Below are 18,919 nucleotides of genomic sequence, written 5' to 3'. Positions count from 1 at the left end.
TGTACAATTCTGCACACTTGCAGACCAAAAACAATACAAAAAGACAAAGCCATTGTCAAATGGCTTTGTCTTTTTTATCTCTTAAGGAACTCATTAAAAACGGTGCATGGATAAGCCTTTTTTATCAATTGTGTTTCTAGTCCAAAGACGGTCTAAACAAAACCGGCCTATGGTTGGTTTACCCCTTTTTTAGAAATTCACTGTATGCCTGCAAAAGAAGCGGTTTATTTCTATGCAGAAAGCTTTCCAGCGATTCTATCTCGATTCCAAACCCTGCCGCCTCCTGCGGGTCCACTTTGTAACCTTCCGCGTTCATCCATACATACGAATCGGCTACTCCGGGGATAAAGCCAAGTTCAACAGCTTTTTCAGCTGTAATGCTTTGCACTTCAAATTTTCTGCCGGTAACAGAGGAAAGCTTTGCTGCAGCTTCAGCGGCAGTGAGCTTTTCCCCGACAATGGCAAATTCCTTTTTATTGAATTTTTCCGGCTGGGTGAAGGCTTCTGCAGCAAACCGCCCGATATCTTTAGGAGATATCCAGTCTACCTTTGTATCTGGTGCCAGCGGTGTCCATAGTTTGCCCTGCGTAAGGGTTGGAAACATCCATTCACTTTTAGGCGGGAGCAGATTCTCCATCATCAACGGCGGCTTTATGATGGTCCAGTATGCAAAGCCTGCCTGTTTGACTGCATTTACAGCTGCTGCTTTTTCTTCCCAGTATGCACGAGCCCATCTGCCTTTATCCCAGTCTATGAAGTTTTCATGATCCCCTGCACGGGCCACTGAGGTATGGACGATCTGCTGAATCCCGGCAGCTTTTGCTGCAGCCACCAGATTTTCTGCCTGCTGTGTCTCCTGGCCTTCTTTTCCTGACGGGGGAGGCATCTGCATGGAAAACACACCTGTTGCACCTTCAGAGGCACGGACCAGGCTTTCCAGGTCTGCAAAATCAGCTTCAGCCAATTCTACATTCTTTGCAGCCAGAGCCTTTGCACCTTCACTGTTTTTATTACGCACAATAGCCCTTACCGCTATATTTTTTTCAAGTAATGCATCAATTACCGCTCCTCCCTGGGTGCCGGATGCGCCGGCTACCAGTATTAAGGTTTTATCTTTCATATTTTGTCATTTTAATTTTTTGTAAATTTACGCCCTAATTGGTTTACAAATGATACCAGTTACCTAAAGGATGCCAGATATACAAAAGGAAAATACAAGCGTTGATGAGCAGATAAAATATCTTCAAGATAGTTTGTATGTCATCAGCGGAAAGTGGAAACTACCAATTTTAGTAGCTATTCACGAAGGTAATACCCGATTCCGTGATATACAAAGGAGGGTAAATCGAATTACCAGTAAAGTTTTATCTAAAGAATTAAAGGAATTGGAACTCAATAAGCTTATCGTACGAAAAGTGTACAATGACTCCCCGCCGACTGTTGAATATACGACTTCAAACTATTGCGATTCATTACAAAATGTGGTTGCAGGATTAATTGAGTGGGGAAAATACCATCGAGAAAAAATCAAGGAGGACTGATCGATAACTTAGTGATTTAGCACCTGAATATTGTGCAAGCAAGTACTTACTTAAAGTTTTTGCTTCGATAAAAGTTTTACAAAGACAAAACAGGGCTCCTTAGAGTGCCTAGCCCCGACAGCAGTGGAAATCCTTTTGTTCCGAGGCTGGGCACAAAAGATTGCAACAGATAACAGGAAAAAGCTCCTAAAAAAATTAACTTTAAAATTATACTCTGAATATAATTGCAATAATCCCCTATTTTTGCAGTTTAAAAATCCAACAATACAAACATCGCAGTACAGCAGTATTCTCTGAGTGAATGCATCTGCTCAGGAGATTAAATTTAAAATAAAAAATACAGACCAGGACAGCTGGCTGATATCCCACAACGAGTTCCCCAGGTTCACCTGCCTTTTTTGAAGATAAAAAATTTAATTACCACAGAACCATCACAAGACTGTCCGATCCGTCAGGGGAGCCAGAGCAGATCCAGCTGCTGTAGAAAATGGAAAATGGCTCTCGCTGCACCACAGGGAAAAAATAAACGGCCGACACTGCAAAGAGCCCTTAAGTCTCCCGGGATATGCTCTTCTCTGAAACACAAAATAAATTTTCAGCAGGCTTCAGCAGGGATTCTGCCCAGTGCAGAGGGAAGGCTTTTTTTAACTTACGCAATAACAGTAATCAGCAGTACTGCTATAAAGGAAAGTATTGAAAAAACCATTACATTTATGATAATACTTTTTCTTTTTACTGAATCGTGTGCTTTGTCTATTTCTTTTATTCTTTTCTTTTCGCGGGTTTTCATTAAATAGTAATTTAAATTATTTGGACAGGTGCAAAATTACTGCGCATGCCTGAGAAACATTTACAGTTTTCTCCTGCCATTTATCATAATTCAAATTTATCGAAAAGCCGTCCTAATGAACTTTCTGACCGCTCACCTGCGGCACTTTTAGGAATTATTATTAAATTAATCTTTGTATAATAGCTGCAAAAAATAATTTCACCTTTATTCTATTATTTACACGACAACTTCAAAGTAGTATTTTTTTAAATTATTTAACAAAACAAGCTCTAAAGATGAAGTATCAAACTTAGCAGCGGTATTGCAGATATAAATAGTATTATTATTTTTACACTAATTCTATAGGATAAAAGAAGTATGAAAATAAAAACACCGTCAGATAAAAAAACCTTATTGTTTTTTTTTATTTTATCTGTATTTCAATTATGTGCACAGCAGGAAGACAGCTTATCGCGCCAGTTCCTTATGAATATTGAAATAAGGCCAAGAGCCGAATATACTTCAAATTATATCCTTGCTCCCAACGACTCAATTGACCCTTACCTTTATATCACTCAGAGAAACAGAATTTCTATGCAATATGCTGCAGAAAAATGGTTTGTTAAGTCAGATTTACAGGAAATTCATCTTTGGGATCAAAACAATAAAGCTTCCAAAATTGGAAGCATTAATTTTTATCAATTGTATTTTGAAACTAAGTTTAAATCACTAAATATAAGATTGGGAAGGCAGAGCGTTTTATTAGATAACGGAAGATTATTCTCTGATGCTCCCTGGGCACAGCAAGGAAGAGCTCACGAAGGAATACGAGTAATGAATTCTTCTGAAAAGTTCTCTAACGATTTCTTCATTTTATTTACACGTAATTATAATAAGGTGTTTGATGCGTTTTATTCGCCCGTTGCTTCAAACCGGTACAAATACTTATTGATGAACAATTTTCATTATAACTCTGGCAGATATTTTTCTTTTAACTCCATCAATATTGTTGATTTTCTTAAAAGCACGACCTCTGACAAGATGTATGCCCGGGGCACCACTGGCGGGAGAATAGAATTTAAAACGAAACAATGGTATTATACTCTAAATTCATATCTGCAGTTTGGACGTAACTCAAAAGGCCAGAAATTATTGGGTTACTATTTTCAGCCTGAGGTTAAATTGTCTTTACTAAAATCTACCTGGCGTTTAGGGGCTGAAATGATAAGCGGCAGCAGTCCTGATATCTCATCTGGCAGTTCAGGGGATTTTGATGTTTTATACGGCGTGACATGGAAGTTCAATGGAAATATGAATGTATTCACACGTTTTCCAACCGACGTTAACGCAAAAGGTTTAGTAAATCCTTATCTATTTACCGTAATTCCCTTAAACGGTAAACTATCGCTTCGTTCTGATTTTCACCTTTTTTATACCCAATATTCTCTACTAAATAATCTGGGCAAGAAAATGACAACGTTTCTTGGACATGAAACTGATATTTCTTTGAAATACTTACCTGTCAGACAGCTGGAAATTAATTATGCCTTTTCCTTTTACAAATCAACAAACGCCATGCAGTATCTGCCAAAAATACAAGATGAAAATAAACTTGCCATTTGGAGTTACTTAATGATTTCATATTCTTTTAACGCTGTTAATTTAAAACATTATAAAAATTAAATATAGCTTATCGTTTTACACCTAATTGAGTACTTTAAAACTCATTGAGTTCTTTATCGATTTACTGCTGCTACGGCAAAACCTATTGATTTTACCGGCTGGAAGGAATAATAACTTTTTAAAAGAATTGCAGTAGATCGTATTTACAAAAAAAACAAAAATTGATTATTGGATAAAAGTGTCACAACTAGGTTTGAATGTGTATTTTTCCGAGACAAAACAGGGCTCTCCGGCAGCCCCTAGCCCCGATAGCAGTGAAAATCCTTTTGTGCCGGGGTCCGGCGCAAAAGATTGGAACGTATAGCGGGAACTGCTTCTAAAAGAAAGCATTATTTTTCCGATAGAAAAAGAAAAATTCCCATTTGAGCTTAAAAATTATACTATCAAACACTTACAATAATGTTCTATTTTTACAGTTTAAAATCCACAAGTAAAAGCAGCGTAAAACAGCATTCCTTCCTGAGTAAATACAGCTTGACCGGAGATTACAAAAAATGAAGAAGTTTAAAATTAAAATACAAGAGAACGACAACTGGCTGGTATCCCACAATGAGTTCCCAAAGTTCACCTGCCTTTTTGAAGATAAAAAATTCAATTACCAGAGAACCATCACAGGACTCTCTGATCCATCAGGGGACCCCAATGAAATCCAATTGCTCCAGAAAATGGAAAAATGGCTCTCGCTGCACCACAGGGAAAAAATAAACGGATAAACTGTAAAAAGCATTAAAACAGCTTTATGTAATTACTATTTTTGATTCCGGCAATTGATCCATACGGAGTAAAACATTAATTTAGACGGGCAGAAAACCCAGATATGAAAGAAGATTACATTAAGAGAATTAACAGCATACTGCTTTTTATTGACGAGAATTTAGATCAGGAGCTCCCTTTGCAGAGAATTGCAGCCGTTGGCAATTACTCCCCGTTTCATCTGCACCGGATTTTCAAGTCCATTACAAAAGAAACCATAAATGAATACATTACCCGCAAAAGAATTGAAAAAGCGGCATCGGTGCTTCTGCACCAAAGAGAGGTAAGCATTTCGGAACTTTCCCTGCAGTACGGATTTGGCAGCAACTCCTCCTTTACCAGAACTTTTAAGAAATTTTACGCATTAAGCCCAAAAGAGTTCAGAAAAACCTATCCGGACAAGTTTAGCAAGATCGGTATAGCGCTAAGCAAGAATGGACAAGAAAGCGCGCTGTCTGAACAATATATTTGCAGCATTAATAATCATAAAAACTGGATTAAAATGAAAGCCAAAATTGAGATTAAAGAAATGCCAAAACTGGATCTTGCCTATATCACACAAATCGGGCACAAAGGAATGCAGGATGCGTACTCAAAACTAATGAAATGGGCCATTCCAAAAGGGCTTTTGGAAAACCAAAATGTGAAAATTGTTACTATCTACCACGACAGCTTTAAAATTACAGATCCCGATAAAGTCAGAATGAGCGCCTGCATTTCTGTGAATGAAAAAATTAAGCCCAACGGCGAGATTGGATTGTCAACCCTGGAGAAAGGCAGATGTATTGTAGGCCGTTTTGAAATTCAGATAACTGAATTTGAGAAATCATGGAGCGGACTTTTTATCTGGATGAGTGAAAACGGATATAAAAAAGCGGACCGGAATCCTTATGAAATCTATTATAATGATTTCAAGGAGCATCCCGAGAAAATCAGTATCGTGGATTTCTGCATTCCCATTGAGTAAGCAGAACTTCTTGAAAATGGAATATAAAGAAATAAAAACAGCGATACTTTTGACCCTGATAATTATAATCCTTTTTAAAGGTTTTGAATTAAAGGTCACAAAACAACATTATTGTAATAAGAAGCCTAAAATCAATGCAGCAGAAGTAACAACTTATACGCTGCAAATTCAACAACTAAAATGAATGCAAAACTGGACACCATAATCCTGTATGTAAAAAACATTCAGCTCCTTAAAAAATTCTATGTAGAGAACTTCAATTTGAAAGTGCTGCAGGAAGATGAAATCTGGGTTCTGCTAAGCGCAGGGAACGTCAATATAGGGTTTCATAAAATTGGGCAGAAATACATGGATCAAATTAAGCCCAATCACCAATTTGACAATAATGCCAAAATCGTTTTTGAGATCGACGAAGACATAGAGACGGTCAGAAAAGACTTTATTAAAAAAAACATTCCCATGCGGGAATTAAAAACTTTTGACAATTACAACTTCTGGCTTTGTGACCCTGAAGGAAATGTATTTCAGCTCAAGAAAAGCAAAAACCAATAAGGACCAATACGAATCAATTACAGCCGATATTGGTTCTTTATAAAATTCTAAATCAAAATCCCGGTGAAATAAAAAAATCTGCCTCTTTCGAGACAGATTTTTCATCATTTAAAGCAATTAATCTTAGTTATTGCTCACCGAAAGCTTCACTTCCATATTGGATCTGGTCGCATTGGAATAAGGACATATCTGATGCGCTTTCTGGGTCAATTCCTGAGCCTGTTCAATGGTAACTCCCGGAATATTCACATCGAGCTCTGCTGCAAGACCAAAACCGCCGTCCTCATTCTGTCCGATGCTCACCTGGGCAGCTACAGAGGTTTCACCGGTCTGGATTTTAGATTTACTAATAACCAGATTCAGCGCGCTGTCAAAGCAGGCCGCATATCCTGCAGCGAAAAGCATTTCCGGATTGGTAAAATCATCATTGGCTCCACCCAGAGCTTTGGGCATTCTTACCTCAAGGTCCAAAATTCCGTTTTCGCTTTTTACCTGTCCGTTTCTTCCACCTTTTGCAGTAACGCTTGTTGTATATATTGTTTTCATTTTATTTTTGAATTTTATTTAAAATTTTCTGAACCGTTTCTTTGAGTTCCAATAGATCTTCTGTTGTTAAATTTAATTTTTGCTGCATTTTTGCCGGAATTTCACACGCTTTCTGCTGCAGATTTCTTCCCTTGTCGGCTAAAAAAACTTCAACGACCCTTTCATCTTCTTTTTTTCTCTGTCTGATTATAAAACCCTTAATTTCAAGTCTTTTCAAAAGTGGTGTTAAAGTGCCGCTGTCGAGAAACAGTTTTTCGCCAACCTGATTTACAGTAAGTCCATCCTTCTCCCAAAGCACCATCATCACCAGATACTGCGGGTAGGTAATGTCGAGTTCCTCCAAAAATGGCCGGTACAAACCGATAATTTCTTTTGAAATAACGTAAAGGGGAAAACAAAGCTGGTTTCCCAATTGGGGCGAGTGATGATCTTCCATAATCTAATGGCAAAAAGTAAAGTAAAAAACTATTTTCTGATGATAAATTCCTCCATAGGAATTCTTACTTTCTTCATTTGAGAAAGCCAGTCATTTTCTGTGTCTCTGTAACCCAGATATAAAAGCGTAACACTTTTCAAACCTAATTCCTTTAGATTTAAAATCTCATCAACCACTTCACTGCTGAAACCTTCAGCCGGTGTGGAATCAATCTTGAGTTCCGCTGCCTGGGCCATTGCCAGACCCAGTGCAATATAGCTTTGTCTTGCTGTATGCGCAAAATGCTGATCAGGAGTCTGGGCCCCATAAATTTGCTTGATCTGATCGGTGTAACTGCTGAAACGGCCTCTTGGCAGCTCTCTTACATCAGTGTGATGATCATAAACTTTATCGATTTTCTCATCAGAATAACTCTCCCATGCAGCAAAAACGAGTACATGAGAACAATCTCTCATAACTTCGGGATTTAAGGCCCCTTTAACCATCTTTTCTTTCAACTGCTGATTTTCTACCACAATCACTCGAAAAGGCTGTAAACCTGATGAAGTCGGAGCCAGTCTTGCAGCTTCTAAAATTTTATCTAAGTCTTCTTCTGATACTTTTTTTGCGGGATCATATGCTTTTACGGCATGCCTCCAGTTTAAATCTTCTATTAACGCCATTATTTCTTATTTTATAAATTAAAAATTGGAATATTAAAATTGTCGGAATAAAGACAACAATACAAATATACAGAACAATTAAATTGTGTACAATTTAATTTTGCTATTTTTTTATTAAATCTATAAATTGGATATGGTAAGCAATACATGGATTTTGCATCGCATTGGCAGTCAACAGTTCTAAAATATAATTTTTCAGAATCCAAAAATATGGTTAAAAAAGGATGTGAAATATTTTATAAGATTCCGAATCAACATATTAATCAATTGAACAGACACGATCTGCTATTTCCCAATCAATGCAATACTGGTTTTAGCATACTGGCTAACTGCAATTTTCACCTGGTCAAAATCAGGCGCCGAGAATTTTGGTTTGTAATTTTTGGAAAATCCAAATCCTTCTATCGGATAACCTATCATATTGCGGTCACACTTTCCGTTATTATTGACGTCTTGATACACAGCAATGGCATAATTGCCATCGGGCAGGTTTTTGAATGTATACACTACATTATTCTCCACAGCTTTTACTTTTGCCGTGGCAATGTGCGACTCATTATCAAGAAAGCCTTTCTCTTTATCATACAATCCAAAAAAAACATATCCTTTGCCGGGTTTTACCCCAGTTACTTCGACACTGAAATTATGCTGTGCAAACAGTGAGCTATTTACTGCTATGAGTACCAGCAGGCTTATTATTTTAGTTTTCATAACTACTATTATTTAGGATTTTTAAAATAAAGCCTTTTCCAGTTTCTTTTTCCTCTGATTGGTTAAAAAAGTGATCCATTTCTTTTAAATTTCCTTTTTTATATGCCTTATAAGGATCTGATTGCCAGAGCAGCCATTTTTTTATACTACTTCTGAAAAGAAAAGTAGTTATTTTCTGCAGCGGATGAATCCTCTGGCGGACCATCTGGAAATAATCATTTAAATTCTGCTCTCTAAAACCTAGAATATTATCTAAATCATCACCATCTTTTAAAATCCCGCAATGAAAGTTTTTCTCGGCAAACGCTTTTTGGGGAAAATCAGCTTCGCCTAAGCCAAATGCAGCAAACATTTTGTCTAGAAAAGATTTATATAAAATGACGCAGTGCTCTCCCCCTCCCAAATTGAATATCTGCTTTTCTAATTTTTTCTGGTGTTCAACTGCTTTAGCAAAAGCCCTGCCGGTATCTTTTGGCGTGCAGATTTCAATGGGCGTTTGAAGCGGCATGTGAAACATCAATTTGGATATCTTATGGTTTCCCATAATGGCAGCCAGACGAAAAATACTCCATGATAATTTTGACTGGACGATCAGCGATTCACACAGCACTTTGGTTTGTCCATACTGATCACCCGCACTGGGCTGCAAAACATCCGATACAATGATTTCGGGGTTATTGATACGATCACCATAAACTGAAATACTGGAACTAAAAATCAAATAACAATGCGGTGAACTTTTTTCTAAAGCGTAAATAAGATTTTGTGTTCCTTTTACATTCACATTATAAGCCATCTCGGGATCAGTATCAGCAAGCGGGGGAATAACCGCCGCCAGATGAATAGCGACATCCTTATTTCGGGCCGCTTTCAGCACCTCTTCCCTATTTGTGATGTCTCCGTAAATAATCTCTACACGAGATCGAAAAGGTGCCAGTTTTTTGACCGATTTTTTGGTTTTTATATCAAAAACCGTTATTTCGTAATCCGTATGCTCAGCCAGATGCTGCAAGGTTTCAAAACCAACCGTCCCAGATGCACCTGTGAGCAGTATTCTTTTTGGTGATATCTTATTTTCCATCTTTTTTAAATTAACATTTTTCTTTATAATCGCTTCAATTTTGAAGAAACAGCTATATTTGTTATACAATGTGTTCCATATTTAACTTTGTGTTCTTTTACGGGCACTATGTAAAGCTATTAAAGAGAAAGCTATCTGCTGTCTCAAAAAAGGGTATTACTGTACATTAGCGAACACAAACCAGCGCTTTTGTATCATATCTAAAATAATTTATGATGGATTTAAGAAAAGATAGAAGGGTTCAGTATACAAAAAAAATACTCCGTGAGGCGCTGCTCAGTTTGCTGCAGGAGAAGCAGCTCAGCGAAATTTCCATTTCCGAACTCTGTAAAACAGCCGATGTGAACCGCAATACATTTTATCGGCATTATAACATTCCGCTGGAAATACTCCTTGAAATAGAAGAAGATGTTTTTGAACAGCTCTCAGCGGTTCTGCGTAAAAGCACCAATATGGATGATGTGATACTGCTCAGCTGCCAGCTGTTAGAAAGTGATAAGCAGATGAGTAAGATTGTGTTTGCAAAAGCCGATGGAAGCGGCATTCTCTCACGAATCCTAAGAAGCGTCCGAAATAATTTTCCCGTCGAAAATCAAATCGAACTTACGCCCGAAATGCAGCCTTTTGCTGAAATGGCATACCAGTTTGGCGAAAAAGGAAGTATTGCCGTGATCAAAAACTGGATCGAAAATGACTTTTCTATTCCTGCTGAAAATATTGCGCAGATGATCAGTTACCTGGTCAATAAACTTAATAAATTATAGCACTTTATTATTCTGTCAATTCCTAAGGGAAACTCCCAATTCAAAACAAAGCAGTATCATGGGTTCTAAAAACAGTGAATTTCTCATTATGACTGGTGCTGTTATGCTTCACGATGAGCTGTTACTAAATTATCATCACTGTATTTACTTCTCAATCAATGAGAAAAGTAAAACTTAACCAATAGACAATTCTGAAATTCATTTCTATACCCACATAAAACATTACAAATCAAATAAATACAAATTTTAAATTTGAATTTTAAATAAAAAATGAACAACGTTCAAAAAATATACATATATTTGCGACATGAGTACAGCAGAAAGAAAAGCACGTGAAAAAGAAGCCTTAAAAATGCTGATTCTAAAAGGAGCCAAAAAACTCTTCTTAGAAAGAGGCATTGAACAGACTACTATTCGGAATATCGCTGATGAGATTGATTACAGTGTTGGAACTGTATATGTTTACTTTAAAGATAAAAATGCGATTCTTCATGACCTCCACTCTATTGGTTTTCAAGAACTAGGAGGATATTTTATCGAATTATTCTCCATTAAGGACCCAATGGAACGTCTTCGAAAAATGGGATTTACCTATTTGAAATTTGCCATGGAAAACTCTGAAATGTACGATTTGATGTTTATTGTTAAAGCGCCAATGGAATTTATAGAAAGTACTGAAAAACAAGCATGGACCGAAGGAGCTGACACGTTTAATGCTCTAAAAAGAACAGTTGAAGAATGCATGAACGAAGGGCATTTTGAGGGACATTCACTAGAGTCTCTATCTTTTATGATTTGGAGCTTAGTACACGGAATGTGCTGTTTGGAAATACGCCAGAGAACCAAAGGTGTGAAATTTTCCAATCCTGATACGATCCTTTCTGAAGGATATAATGAATATTTAAAAATAATAAAAAAACTTTAAACTTTTTTTTGATCAAAAAAATGAACAACGTTCAATTTAAAAACAATGTACAATAAAATGAAAAAAGCGATTATACTTACCATGATTAGTTTTGGATTTATAGGATATTCCCAAAGCAGACTCGAGCATTATATCGAGATTGGATTAAAAAGCAATGAGGTCATTAAACAGCATAATTTTGATATAAATAAAAGTTTGTATGCGCTGCAGGAAGCCCGTTCCCTCTTCTATCCCACTATCTCTTTAAATGCTAATTATACTAAAGCCGATGGCGGAAGAACAATTGATATTCCTATCGGAGATATGCTGAACCCAGTGTACAGCACACTGAATCAGATTACTAATTCAAATGCCTTCCCTTCTCTTCAGAACCAGTCGGTTCTGATTAATCCCGATAATTTCTATGATGCTAAAATTCACGCCACAATGCCACTGCTGAACTATGAAATCATTTATAACAAGAGAATCAAAAGCCAGCAGACTTCTTTGCAAAAAATAGAGCTTGAAATCTATCAAAGGGAGCTGGTTAAGGAAATCAAAACGGCATACTATAAATATCTTCAGTCAATTGAAGGAATTAATATTTATCAGGACGCTTTAGCATTGATAAAAGAAAATCAAAGGGTTAACCATGCCTTATTTAAAAACGACAAAATAAATCGTACGGCAGTTCTAAGAAGTGATAACGAAGTTATTCGTATTGAGGCAAATCTGGAAACGGCAAAACAAATCAGCAATAATGCAAAAACATATTTTAATTTTCTGATCAATCAAAAACTTGACAGCGAAATTGAGATTGATTCGGATAAAGAAAGCCTTCCGAGTGCACTGGTACAGGAAAATACCTCAAACAGGGAAGAACTTTCAAAACTTACCATGGCAAAAGATATAAATGAAAACGTCAGCAAGCTTACCCAGTCGTATTGGTATCCTAAACTGAGCGGTTTTGCTGATTTCGGTTTTCAGGACTTTGATTTCGAAGTAAATAAACAATCCCGATACTATTTTGCCGGTGCCGCTTTAGAATGGACGATATTCTCTGGCAGCAAAAACAAATACAGACTGAAACAGGTTGAAGAAGAGAGCAATAAAATAAACTCACAGACTGATAACGTTAAACAGCAGCTGCTGCTTCAGTTTCAGGTTACCCGAAATAATTTAATCTCTGCTTTGGAACAATTTAATGCAGATAAAAATCAAAAAGCATCGGCCAAAAAATACAATGAGGACATAACCAAATTATATAAGGAAGGACAAGCCATTTACATTGAACTACTGGATGCGCAAAATCAATGGGTAAATGCACAGCTTAATACTAATATATCTCTTTATAATTCCTGGATTGCTTTTGCAGAATTAGAAAGAGCCAATGCCACTTTTACTTTAAATTAATCAAAAACATTACTTATGAAATCAAAGTTTACTTCATCCGTCCGCCTTTTAGGACCGGGCCACGAATATCTAAAAAATATTTTTACACTTGCGAGTACAAAATCAATAGCCTTATCGCTTCTGATCTTGCCTGTTTTTTATGGGTGTAAAGAAGAAAAAAAAGAACATAACCCATTTCAAACTGCAGATATTGTATCTATTAAAACTGCACCTGCTGGATCGTTAGCCCTTACAAATACTATTAACGCCTCAGGTTTGGTTACAACAGAAAATGCGGCCCATTACAGCTTTAAAATCGGCGGTCTGGTAAAACATATTTATGTTGAGGAAGGACATTTTTTTAAAAAAGGACAGCTTTTAGCCGCATTGGACGAAACCGAAATCAGTGCGGGTTTGAACCAGACGGATTTAAATGTAAAAAAATACGAGAGAGATTATACCCGCGCCAAAAATCTTTACCAAGACAGTGTATATACTTTGGAACAGCTCCAAAATACCAAAACAGGTCTTGACATTGCCAGAAAACAAAAAGATGCCGTTGCTTTTAATGCGCGCTATGCGAAAATATATGCAGCGGCGGATGGATTTGTATCTCAAAAAACAGCCAATGAAGGCGAAGTTGTTGGAGCTGGTTCTCCCATTTTAGCCATAAATGAAACATCCCACAATAATAATTACCTGTTAAAAATCGGACTGACAGATAAGGAATGGGCATCCGTTAAGATCGGCCAGAAAGCTTCCGTTATCCTGGATGGATATCCAGATAAAAGCTTTGATGCCGTAGTTTTTAGAAAATCACAGTCTGCAGATGCCGCACTTGGGTCCTTTCAGGTGGAAGTAAAACTGGACATGAAAAACAGCAAACCTGCCGTAGGTATGTTTGGAAAAGCTCAAATACATACCGGGAATGCGCAAGATTTAATCACAATCCCTTATGATGCACTTATTGAAGCAGACGGTAATAAGGCTTTTGTTTTTTTAGTGGAAAATAATAAAGTGAGAAGACAGCCTGTGACCATTTTCAAATTTGAAAACAAAATCGTCTATATCAAAGACGGCCTTGAGAAAACAGATCAGGTAGTAATCTCCAACAGTGCCTATCTCAACGAAGAATCAAAGATTAAGATCATTAAATAATAAGCACCATGAAGATTACAAACTTTGCCGTTAAAAACTATCAGTTCACACTGATTATATTTCTTCTCGTGTCTGTTGTAGGGTATCTGACCCTGTTTTCAATGCCGCGATCAGAAGATCCTTCTACTCACCCGCCTCAATATCTTATTACGGTTATTTATCCTGGTACCAGTCCAAAGGATATGGAAGAACAGGTCGTAAAACCTATTGAGAATAAAATTTACGGACTCGAAAACATCGATAAAATACTCACTACGGTTGAGGACGGCGTTGCTGCCTTTCAGGTAAAATTTAAATATGGAGTTGATGTGGACAATAAGTATCAGGAAATTTCAACGGAAATGAATGCGCTGCAAAACAGCGAACTTCCTAAAGATATTTACCTGATAAAAACCGAAAAAATTGCTTCTTCAGATGTAAAAATTCTTCAGGCAGCCTTAATTTCAGAAAATGCATCAGATAAAAAACTGCGTGATGCGGCAGATGAATTAAAGACAAGACTGGAAAAAATTACCAACCTTAAAGACGTAAAATACGCCGGAATACCAGAACAGGAAATTAGAATTGACCTGCACCTGGATAAACTCGCACAGTTAAAAATTCCCTTAAACGTAGTTATGGGAAGTCTTCAAAGTGAAGCTTCCGATATTCCTGGAGGAAGCATCAATCTTGACAGCAAAGTATTTAATGTAAAGACAAGCGGTAAATTTAAAAATGCCGATGATGTTGCCAACACTGTTATTTACAATGCAAATGGCAAAATAATCTACATGAAGGATGTTGCCGAAGTGGGCTACAAATCCGAAACCGTCGATCATATTACCCGTATAAACGGACACCGCTGTGTTTTGGTGACCGTTGGTATGAAAGACAACGTGAACATAACGGATGTCCAAAAAGAGTTTTTACCAATAGTAGAAGAATTCTCTAAAGACCTGCCTCAAAACATAAAGCTGGTTAAAAACTTTGACCAGGCCAATATGGTATCTCAACGTCTGGGGCATCTGGGTTTTGATTTTACACTCGCGATTGTTTTGGTGATTATTACACTTTTGCCATTAGGATCAAGAGCTTCTTTAATTGTGATGATATCCATACCGCTCTCACTGGCTTTAGGACTTATTGTGATGAATGCATTCGGTTATTCGCTGAACCAATTAAGTATTGTAGGTCTAGTGGTGGCACTCGGACTTTTGGTAGATGACAGTATTGTGGTGGTGGAAAACATTGAGCGCTGGCTTCGTGAAGGTCATTCAAAAATGGATGCGGTTTTAAAAGGCACAAAACAAATTGGCCTTGCTGTTGTAGGCTGTACAGCTACACTTGTTATTGCATTTTTACCCCTAGCCTTCCTTCCTGATGTGTCAGGTGAATTTATAAGAAGCCTTCCTATGGCGATCATTACTAGTGTACTTGCTTCAATGCTCGTAGCTTTGACATTGGTACCATTTCTGGGAAGCCGGTTTTTAAAAACGCATGAACATGGTGAAGGGAATGTTTTTCTTCAGTACCTGCAAAAATTCCTGACACGTTCTTACAGCAGGATTATGCCTAAAGCATTGCAATTTCCAAAAACAACAATTGCTATATCTATAGTATTGAGCATAACCGCTTTTGGACTTTTTAAGGCTACGGGATTTAAGTTATTCCCTACTTCAGAGAAACCAATGTTTCTTATTAATATAAAAATGCCACTTCAGGCCAATCTAACAGAAAGTGACAGGGTTACCAAACTGGTTGAAGCTGAATTGAAAAACCATAAAGAAATTGTATTTTATACGGCCAATGTGGGCAAGGGAAACCCGCAGATTTATTACAACGTACATCCACAGGACCGAAAACCTGATTTTGCACAGATTTTTGTACAGTTGGAAGATGAAGCAAAACCTACTGAAAAAACAGCGTTGATTGAAAGGCTTCGCGAAAAATTCAAATCAATGCCTTATGCTAAAATCGAAGTTAAAGATTTTGAGCAGGGAACTCCTTTAGAGGCTAATATTGTAGTGAGGCTCTTTGGAGAAGATCCAGCTGTTCTTCGCAGACTTTCCTCTCAAGTTGAAACCATTTTAAGAAATCAGAAAGGAACAGTTTATATCAATAATGAATTGAATACCTACAAAACAGATGTCAAAGTGAAAATTAATAAAGAAAAAGCAAGAACACTTGGTGTAATGACAAGCGAAGCCGATAAAGTAATCCGCCTTGCTGTAGCCGGATTAACTGTTGGGGATTATATTGATGAACGAGGTGATGCCCGAAATGTTACTCTTACACTGCCCAGAGATAAATTTTCTAATCTGGACGCCTTAAAAAATTTGTATGTCAATAATATTCAGGGAACGCCAATTGCATTGAACCAGATTGCAGAAATATCTTTTGAAACTTCGCCGACAGCAATTAACCATTTTAATAAATCCCGTTTTGCCAAGGTTACAGCTTTATCAGACAAAGGTTATTATGCTAATGATTTATTAGTAGAAATTATCCCTAAACTCGATAAACTTAAAATGCCAAAAGGATATTACTATAAACTATCAGGGGAAAAAGAATCTGAAGGAGATGCGCTGGGAGGAAATTTCCTTGCGGTAATTATTTTGAGCACATTCCTTTTCATTGGTGTACTGCTATTACAGTTCAAAACATTCAAAGGAATCATCATTGTCCTTTCTATCATTCCTTTGGGAATTTTAGGCGGGGTTGTATTACTGCTGATTAATGGAAGTCCTATGTCGCTGGTGGCTATTATCGGATTTATTGGTTTGTCGGGAATTCAGGTTAAAAATTCACTGCTTCTGGTAGATTTTACCAATCAGCTCCGACAGGAAGGAAAATCCATAGATGAGGCAATTGCTATTGCCGGAGAAACACGATTTCTACCAGTGGTGCTGACCTCAATAACAGCAATCTGCGGTCTTATTCCCCTAGCTTTGAATTCCAATCCTTTAATTGCACCACTGGCAATTGTTCTTATCGGCGGACTGATAAGTTCTACCATTCTTTCGAGAATTGTAACCCCTGTTATGTACAAGCTAATGCCGCCAAGTATCGAGATTGATAAAAAAGACACGCTTAATTAATTCAAGAAGCCAATGAAAGACACTAAATATAGTACTCCAATCTCTTCAAATCTTCCATAAAATTTATAGAAATTTGTCCCATTGAGGGTCACCACAGCCAAATGGCGCCAATTGAAGACAATTGGCGCCATTTTTTTCATATACCCACTAAATAAGTAAGCATTGGCTAGTTTCTGCTTTATTTTCTTTTTAGAATCATATTAAAGTAAAGAAACGATCCTGATTTCTAATTCAATAGAGAGTTTCCAATACGCTGCTCCCTCTCTCCCGGATAGAAGTGAAATCCTTTGCGGCGGGGTTCGCCTTGTCCAACACCCCAGATAACCCCAATATCAAAAGGGTCTAATGCGGAAATATCCAAACCGGAACCTTCTAATGCTTGTGAATCGCTCTACAGTGCATACTGCGTAAACAAATCGCTGCGTTTGATTTCATTGCGGTCCAGGTATTTCTGAGGCTCAAAATTTTTGATTTCACAGGCAATCTTTGTACGGAATTTTGAAGCATCAAAGCATGTAATAATACCTACGCTGCTTCTGCCTTTAAGAGCATTTACCTAAAAGCTCTCAATATCATTTCCTAAAGGATTGATGGTTCCCAGACCTGTTATTACGATTCATTTCATTCGGTTTTTTTTATTTCTGTTTTAAATAAATTGGAATTGCCTTTAGCTATCAGCCTGCTCTTGTCTCTGTTCCAGATTTCACATTCCGCGTTGATGAACTGTTTTCCTTTTTTTATAATCCTTGTGGTTGCAATTATAGTTTCGTCTGCTTTAGCTGAAGAAAAATAGTCAATTGCATTGTTGATTGTTGTATAAAAATAAGGTTCGTTCAGAGAAAACATAGTAGCGCCAATGACATCGTCAATGATAGCTGCTGTTATTCCTCCATGCAGACCGCCCGCAGGATTTAACCATTCCGAACGAATTTGATATTCAAATGCCAGTTCGCCGGATTCAGCACTTATAATTTTAGGGCTCAGCCAGCGCATAAAAGGAGAAGGGGATTCCGTAAATACTTTTCCGGTAAAGGATTTCATTTTTTCAAGAGGTGTCATATGTTATTTTTAGATATTAGTAATTATACCAATCGGTATTTTTTTTAGCAAAAAATATTATTTTACAATCTCATCATCAACTATTTTGACGATTCTGTCCAGGATAAGAAATAGATTATCAGGCGTATCGGAAATTTTTGAGAGTACAATCCCTCCTTCAATCATCATAATGAATAAATTTGCATACTGAGCAGTATTTATTTCTCGCTTAAATACATCTTTTTTTATGCCGTCATCTAAGATTTTAGCAATCTTCTTTCCCCAATTATCAAAAGTTAGTTTCACCCTTGCTTTCAAAACGGGCATAACATCGTCGGATTCGGTTGCGGCATTGAGTACGGGACAGCCTCCATTTGCGAAGATTGACTTCCAGTTTACACGATAAAAATCAAAAATACCCATTAGCTGATCATAAGCATTATGATACTCTGCGATCCAATCTCCTGTTTTTTTTGATAATTGATCCGTATTGTGCCTAAAAACGAGAAGCGCTACTTCTTCTTTATCCTTAAAATTTCCATAGATGCTTCCTTTAGTCAGTCCTGTAGCAGTTGTTATATCAGATAAAGACGTCCCTGCGTATCCTTTCTTATTAAAAATGGGAGCTGTCTTTTCAATAATGAACTGTCGGGTTTGTTCTGCTTTTGTCATTTTTAGGAAATTATTCAGCAAATATACAAATAATACCGAACGGTATATTGTGTTTGTTATTTTTATAACTCTTTTAGAAATTCTAACCGGATCAGCACTTGATTGCACCATTTAAAAAACCGATCAAAACAATGTCCAATGGTGCGATCAAGGGATTTGATTTTAACGCAATGGGGATCAAACCGGCGCAATTTCCTTTTCTATGAAAAGTTT

Annotated in this window: 20 protein-coding genes; 11 read left to right on the top strand and 9 right to left on the bottom strand. The window is 37.2% G+C overall.

The window, feature by feature from the left end:
• Nucleotides 1-178 precede the first annotated feature (178 nt).
• Complete coding sequence (locus tag L1276_RS18220; protein WP_253790360.1) at nucleotides 179-1,120, bottom strand: NmrA/HSCARG family protein; 942 nt, start codon at nucleotides 1,118-1,120, stop codon at nucleotides 179-181.
• A gap of 70 nt (nucleotides 1,121-1,190) precedes the next feature.
• Between L1276_RS18220 and L1276_RS18215 the strand changes: the two genes are divergently transcribed.
• Nucleotides 1,191-1,541, top strand: a complete 351-nt coding sequence (locus L1276_RS18215; protein WP_253790358.1) for a helix-turn-helix domain-containing protein — start codon at nucleotides 1,191-1,193, stop codon at nucleotides 1,539-1,541.
• Between the two features lie 649 nt (nucleotides 1,542-2,190).
• Here L1276_RS18215 and L1276_RS18210 read toward each other — a convergent pair.
• Nucleotides 2,191-2,331, bottom strand: coding sequence for a hypothetical protein (locus tag L1276_RS18210; protein ID WP_253790356.1), 141 nt, complete (start codon nucleotides 2,329-2,331; stop codon nucleotides 2,191-2,193).
• 45 nt (nucleotides 2,332-2,376) lie between these two features.
• Between L1276_RS18210 and L1276_RS25295 the strand changes: the two genes are divergently transcribed.
• The 5 genes from L1276_RS25295 to L1276_RS18190 all read left to right on the top strand — a co-directional run bounded on the left by L1276_RS25295 (nucleotide 2,377) and on the right by L1276_RS18190 (nucleotide 6,265).
• Complete coding sequence (locus L1276_RS25295) at nucleotides 2,377-2,511, top strand: hypothetical protein (RefSeq protein WP_256527416.1); 135 nt, start codon at nucleotides 2,377-2,379, stop codon at nucleotides 2,509-2,511.
• Nucleotides 2,512-2,688: 177 nt separating this feature from the next.
• Nucleotides 2,689-3,993: an alginate export family protein gene (locus L1276_RS18205; protein WP_253790354.1), complete on the top strand. Its 1,305-nt coding sequence runs from the start codon at nucleotides 2,689-2,691 to the stop codon at nucleotides 3,991-3,993.
• A 494-nt stretch (nucleotides 3,994-4,487) separates the two neighbouring features.
• Nucleotides 4,488-4,706 carry a hypothetical protein gene (locus tag L1276_RS18200; protein ID WP_253790352.1) on the top strand — a complete coding sequence of 73 codons (219 nt, stop codon included), beginning with the start codon at nucleotides 4,488-4,490 and terminating at the stop codon, nucleotides 4,704-4,706.
• A 104-nt stretch (nucleotides 4,707-4,810) separates the two neighbouring features.
• On the top strand, nucleotides 4,811-5,713 hold the full coding sequence (locus tag L1276_RS18195; RefSeq protein WP_253790350.1) for a GyrI-like domain-containing protein: 903 nt from the start codon (nucleotides 4,811-4,813) through the stop codon (nucleotides 5,711-5,713).
• Nucleotides 5,714-5,893: 180 nt separating this feature from the next.
• Nucleotides 5,894-6,265, top strand: a complete 372-nt coding sequence (locus L1276_RS18190; RefSeq protein ID WP_253790348.1) for a hypothetical protein — start codon at nucleotides 5,894-5,896, stop codon at nucleotides 6,263-6,265.
• A 123-nt stretch (nucleotides 6,266-6,388) separates the two neighbouring features.
• On the opposite strand, the gene L1276_RS18185 is transcribed toward L1276_RS18190, so the two are convergent.
• From L1276_RS18185 to L1276_RS18165, 5 genes are all read right to left on the bottom strand, one after another.
• On the bottom strand, nucleotides 6,389-6,811 hold the full coding sequence (locus L1276_RS18185) for an organic hydroperoxide resistance protein (RefSeq protein WP_253790347.1): 423 nt from the start codon (nucleotides 6,809-6,811) through the stop codon (nucleotides 6,389-6,391).
• A 1-nt stretch (nucleotide 6,812) separates the two neighbouring features.
• On the bottom strand, nucleotides 6,813-7,247 hold the full coding sequence (locus L1276_RS18180) for a MarR family winged helix-turn-helix transcriptional regulator (protein ID WP_253790345.1): 435 nt from the start codon (nucleotides 7,245-7,247) through the stop codon (nucleotides 6,813-6,815).
• 29 nt (nucleotides 7,248-7,276) lie between these two features.
• Nucleotides 7,277-7,909 (bottom strand): NAD(P)H-dependent oxidoreductase, encoded by a 633-nt coding sequence (locus L1276_RS18175; RefSeq protein WP_253790343.1) that lies wholly within the window; start codon nucleotides 7,907-7,909, stop codon nucleotides 7,277-7,279.
• Nucleotides 7,910-8,194: 285 nt separating this feature from the next.
• Nucleotides 8,195-8,620: a DUF2141 domain-containing protein gene (locus tag L1276_RS18170; RefSeq protein WP_253790341.1), complete on the bottom strand. Its 426-nt coding sequence runs from the start codon at nucleotides 8,618-8,620 to the stop codon at nucleotides 8,195-8,197.
• Nucleotides 8,610-9,701, bottom strand: coding sequence for an NAD(P)-dependent oxidoreductase (locus tag L1276_RS18165; protein WP_253790339.1), 1,092 nt, complete (start codon nucleotides 9,699-9,701; stop codon nucleotides 8,610-8,612). Before L1276_RS18165 ends, L1276_RS18170 begins: the two co-directional genes overlap by 11 nt.
• A gap of 212 nt (nucleotides 9,702-9,913) precedes the next feature.
• Between L1276_RS18165 and L1276_RS18160 the strand changes: the two genes are divergently transcribed.
• The 5 genes from L1276_RS18160 to L1276_RS18140 all read left to right on the top strand — a co-directional run bounded on the left by L1276_RS18160 (nucleotide 9,914) and on the right by L1276_RS18140 (nucleotide 16,996).
• A complete protein-coding gene (locus tag L1276_RS18160; RefSeq protein ID WP_253790337.1) occupies nucleotides 9,914-10,465 on the top strand; it encodes a TetR/AcrR family transcriptional regulator in 552 nt (183 codons plus the stop codon).
• 307 nt (nucleotides 10,466-10,772) lie between these two features.
• The gene (locus L1276_RS18155; RefSeq protein WP_253790335.1) at nucleotides 10,773-11,390 is read left to right on the top strand and encodes a TetR/AcrR family transcriptional regulator; all 618 of its coding nucleotides are present in this window, start codon (nucleotides 10,773-10,775) and stop codon (nucleotides 11,388-11,390) included.
• A gap of 57 nt (nucleotides 11,391-11,447) precedes the next feature.
• On the top strand, nucleotides 11,448-12,782 hold the full coding sequence (locus L1276_RS18150) for a TolC family protein (RefSeq protein ID WP_253790333.1): 1,335 nt from the start codon (nucleotides 11,448-11,450) through the stop codon (nucleotides 12,780-12,782).
• A 15-nt stretch (nucleotides 12,783-12,797) separates the two neighbouring features.
• The gene (locus L1276_RS18145; protein WP_253790331.1) at nucleotides 12,798-13,919 is read left to right on the top strand and encodes an efflux RND transporter periplasmic adaptor subunit; all 1,122 of its coding nucleotides are present in this window, start codon (nucleotides 12,798-12,800) and stop codon (nucleotides 13,917-13,919) included.
• An 8-nt stretch (nucleotides 13,920-13,927) separates the two neighbouring features.
• Nucleotides 13,928-16,996, top strand: coding sequence for an efflux RND transporter permease subunit (locus L1276_RS18140; protein WP_253790329.1), 3,069 nt, complete (start codon nucleotides 13,928-13,930; stop codon nucleotides 16,994-16,996).
• A 621-nt stretch (nucleotides 16,997-17,617) separates the two neighbouring features.
• On the opposite strand, the gene L1276_RS18135 is transcribed toward L1276_RS18140, so the two are convergent.
• The gene (locus L1276_RS18135; protein WP_253790327.1) at nucleotides 17,618-18,055 is read right to left on the bottom strand and encodes a PaaI family thioesterase; all 438 of its coding nucleotides are present in this window, start codon (nucleotides 18,053-18,055) and stop codon (nucleotides 17,618-17,620) included.
• Nucleotides 18,056-18,112: 57 nt separating this feature from the next.
• Nucleotides 18,113-18,706, bottom strand: a complete 594-nt coding sequence (locus tag L1276_RS18130) for a TetR/AcrR family transcriptional regulator (protein ID WP_253790325.1) — start codon at nucleotides 18,704-18,706, stop codon at nucleotides 18,113-18,115.
• Between the last annotated feature and the right edge of the window lie 213 nt (nucleotides 18,707-18,919).

Source organism: Flavobacterium sp. HSC-32F16 (assembly GCF_024171645.1).
In the GTDB taxonomy this organism is placed as follows: domain Bacteria; phylum Bacteroidota; class Bacteroidia; order Flavobacteriales; family Flavobacteriaceae; genus Flavobacterium.
Note: the sequence above shows the minus strand (reverse complement) of the source record. Positions and strands in the feature narration are given on the sequence as shown.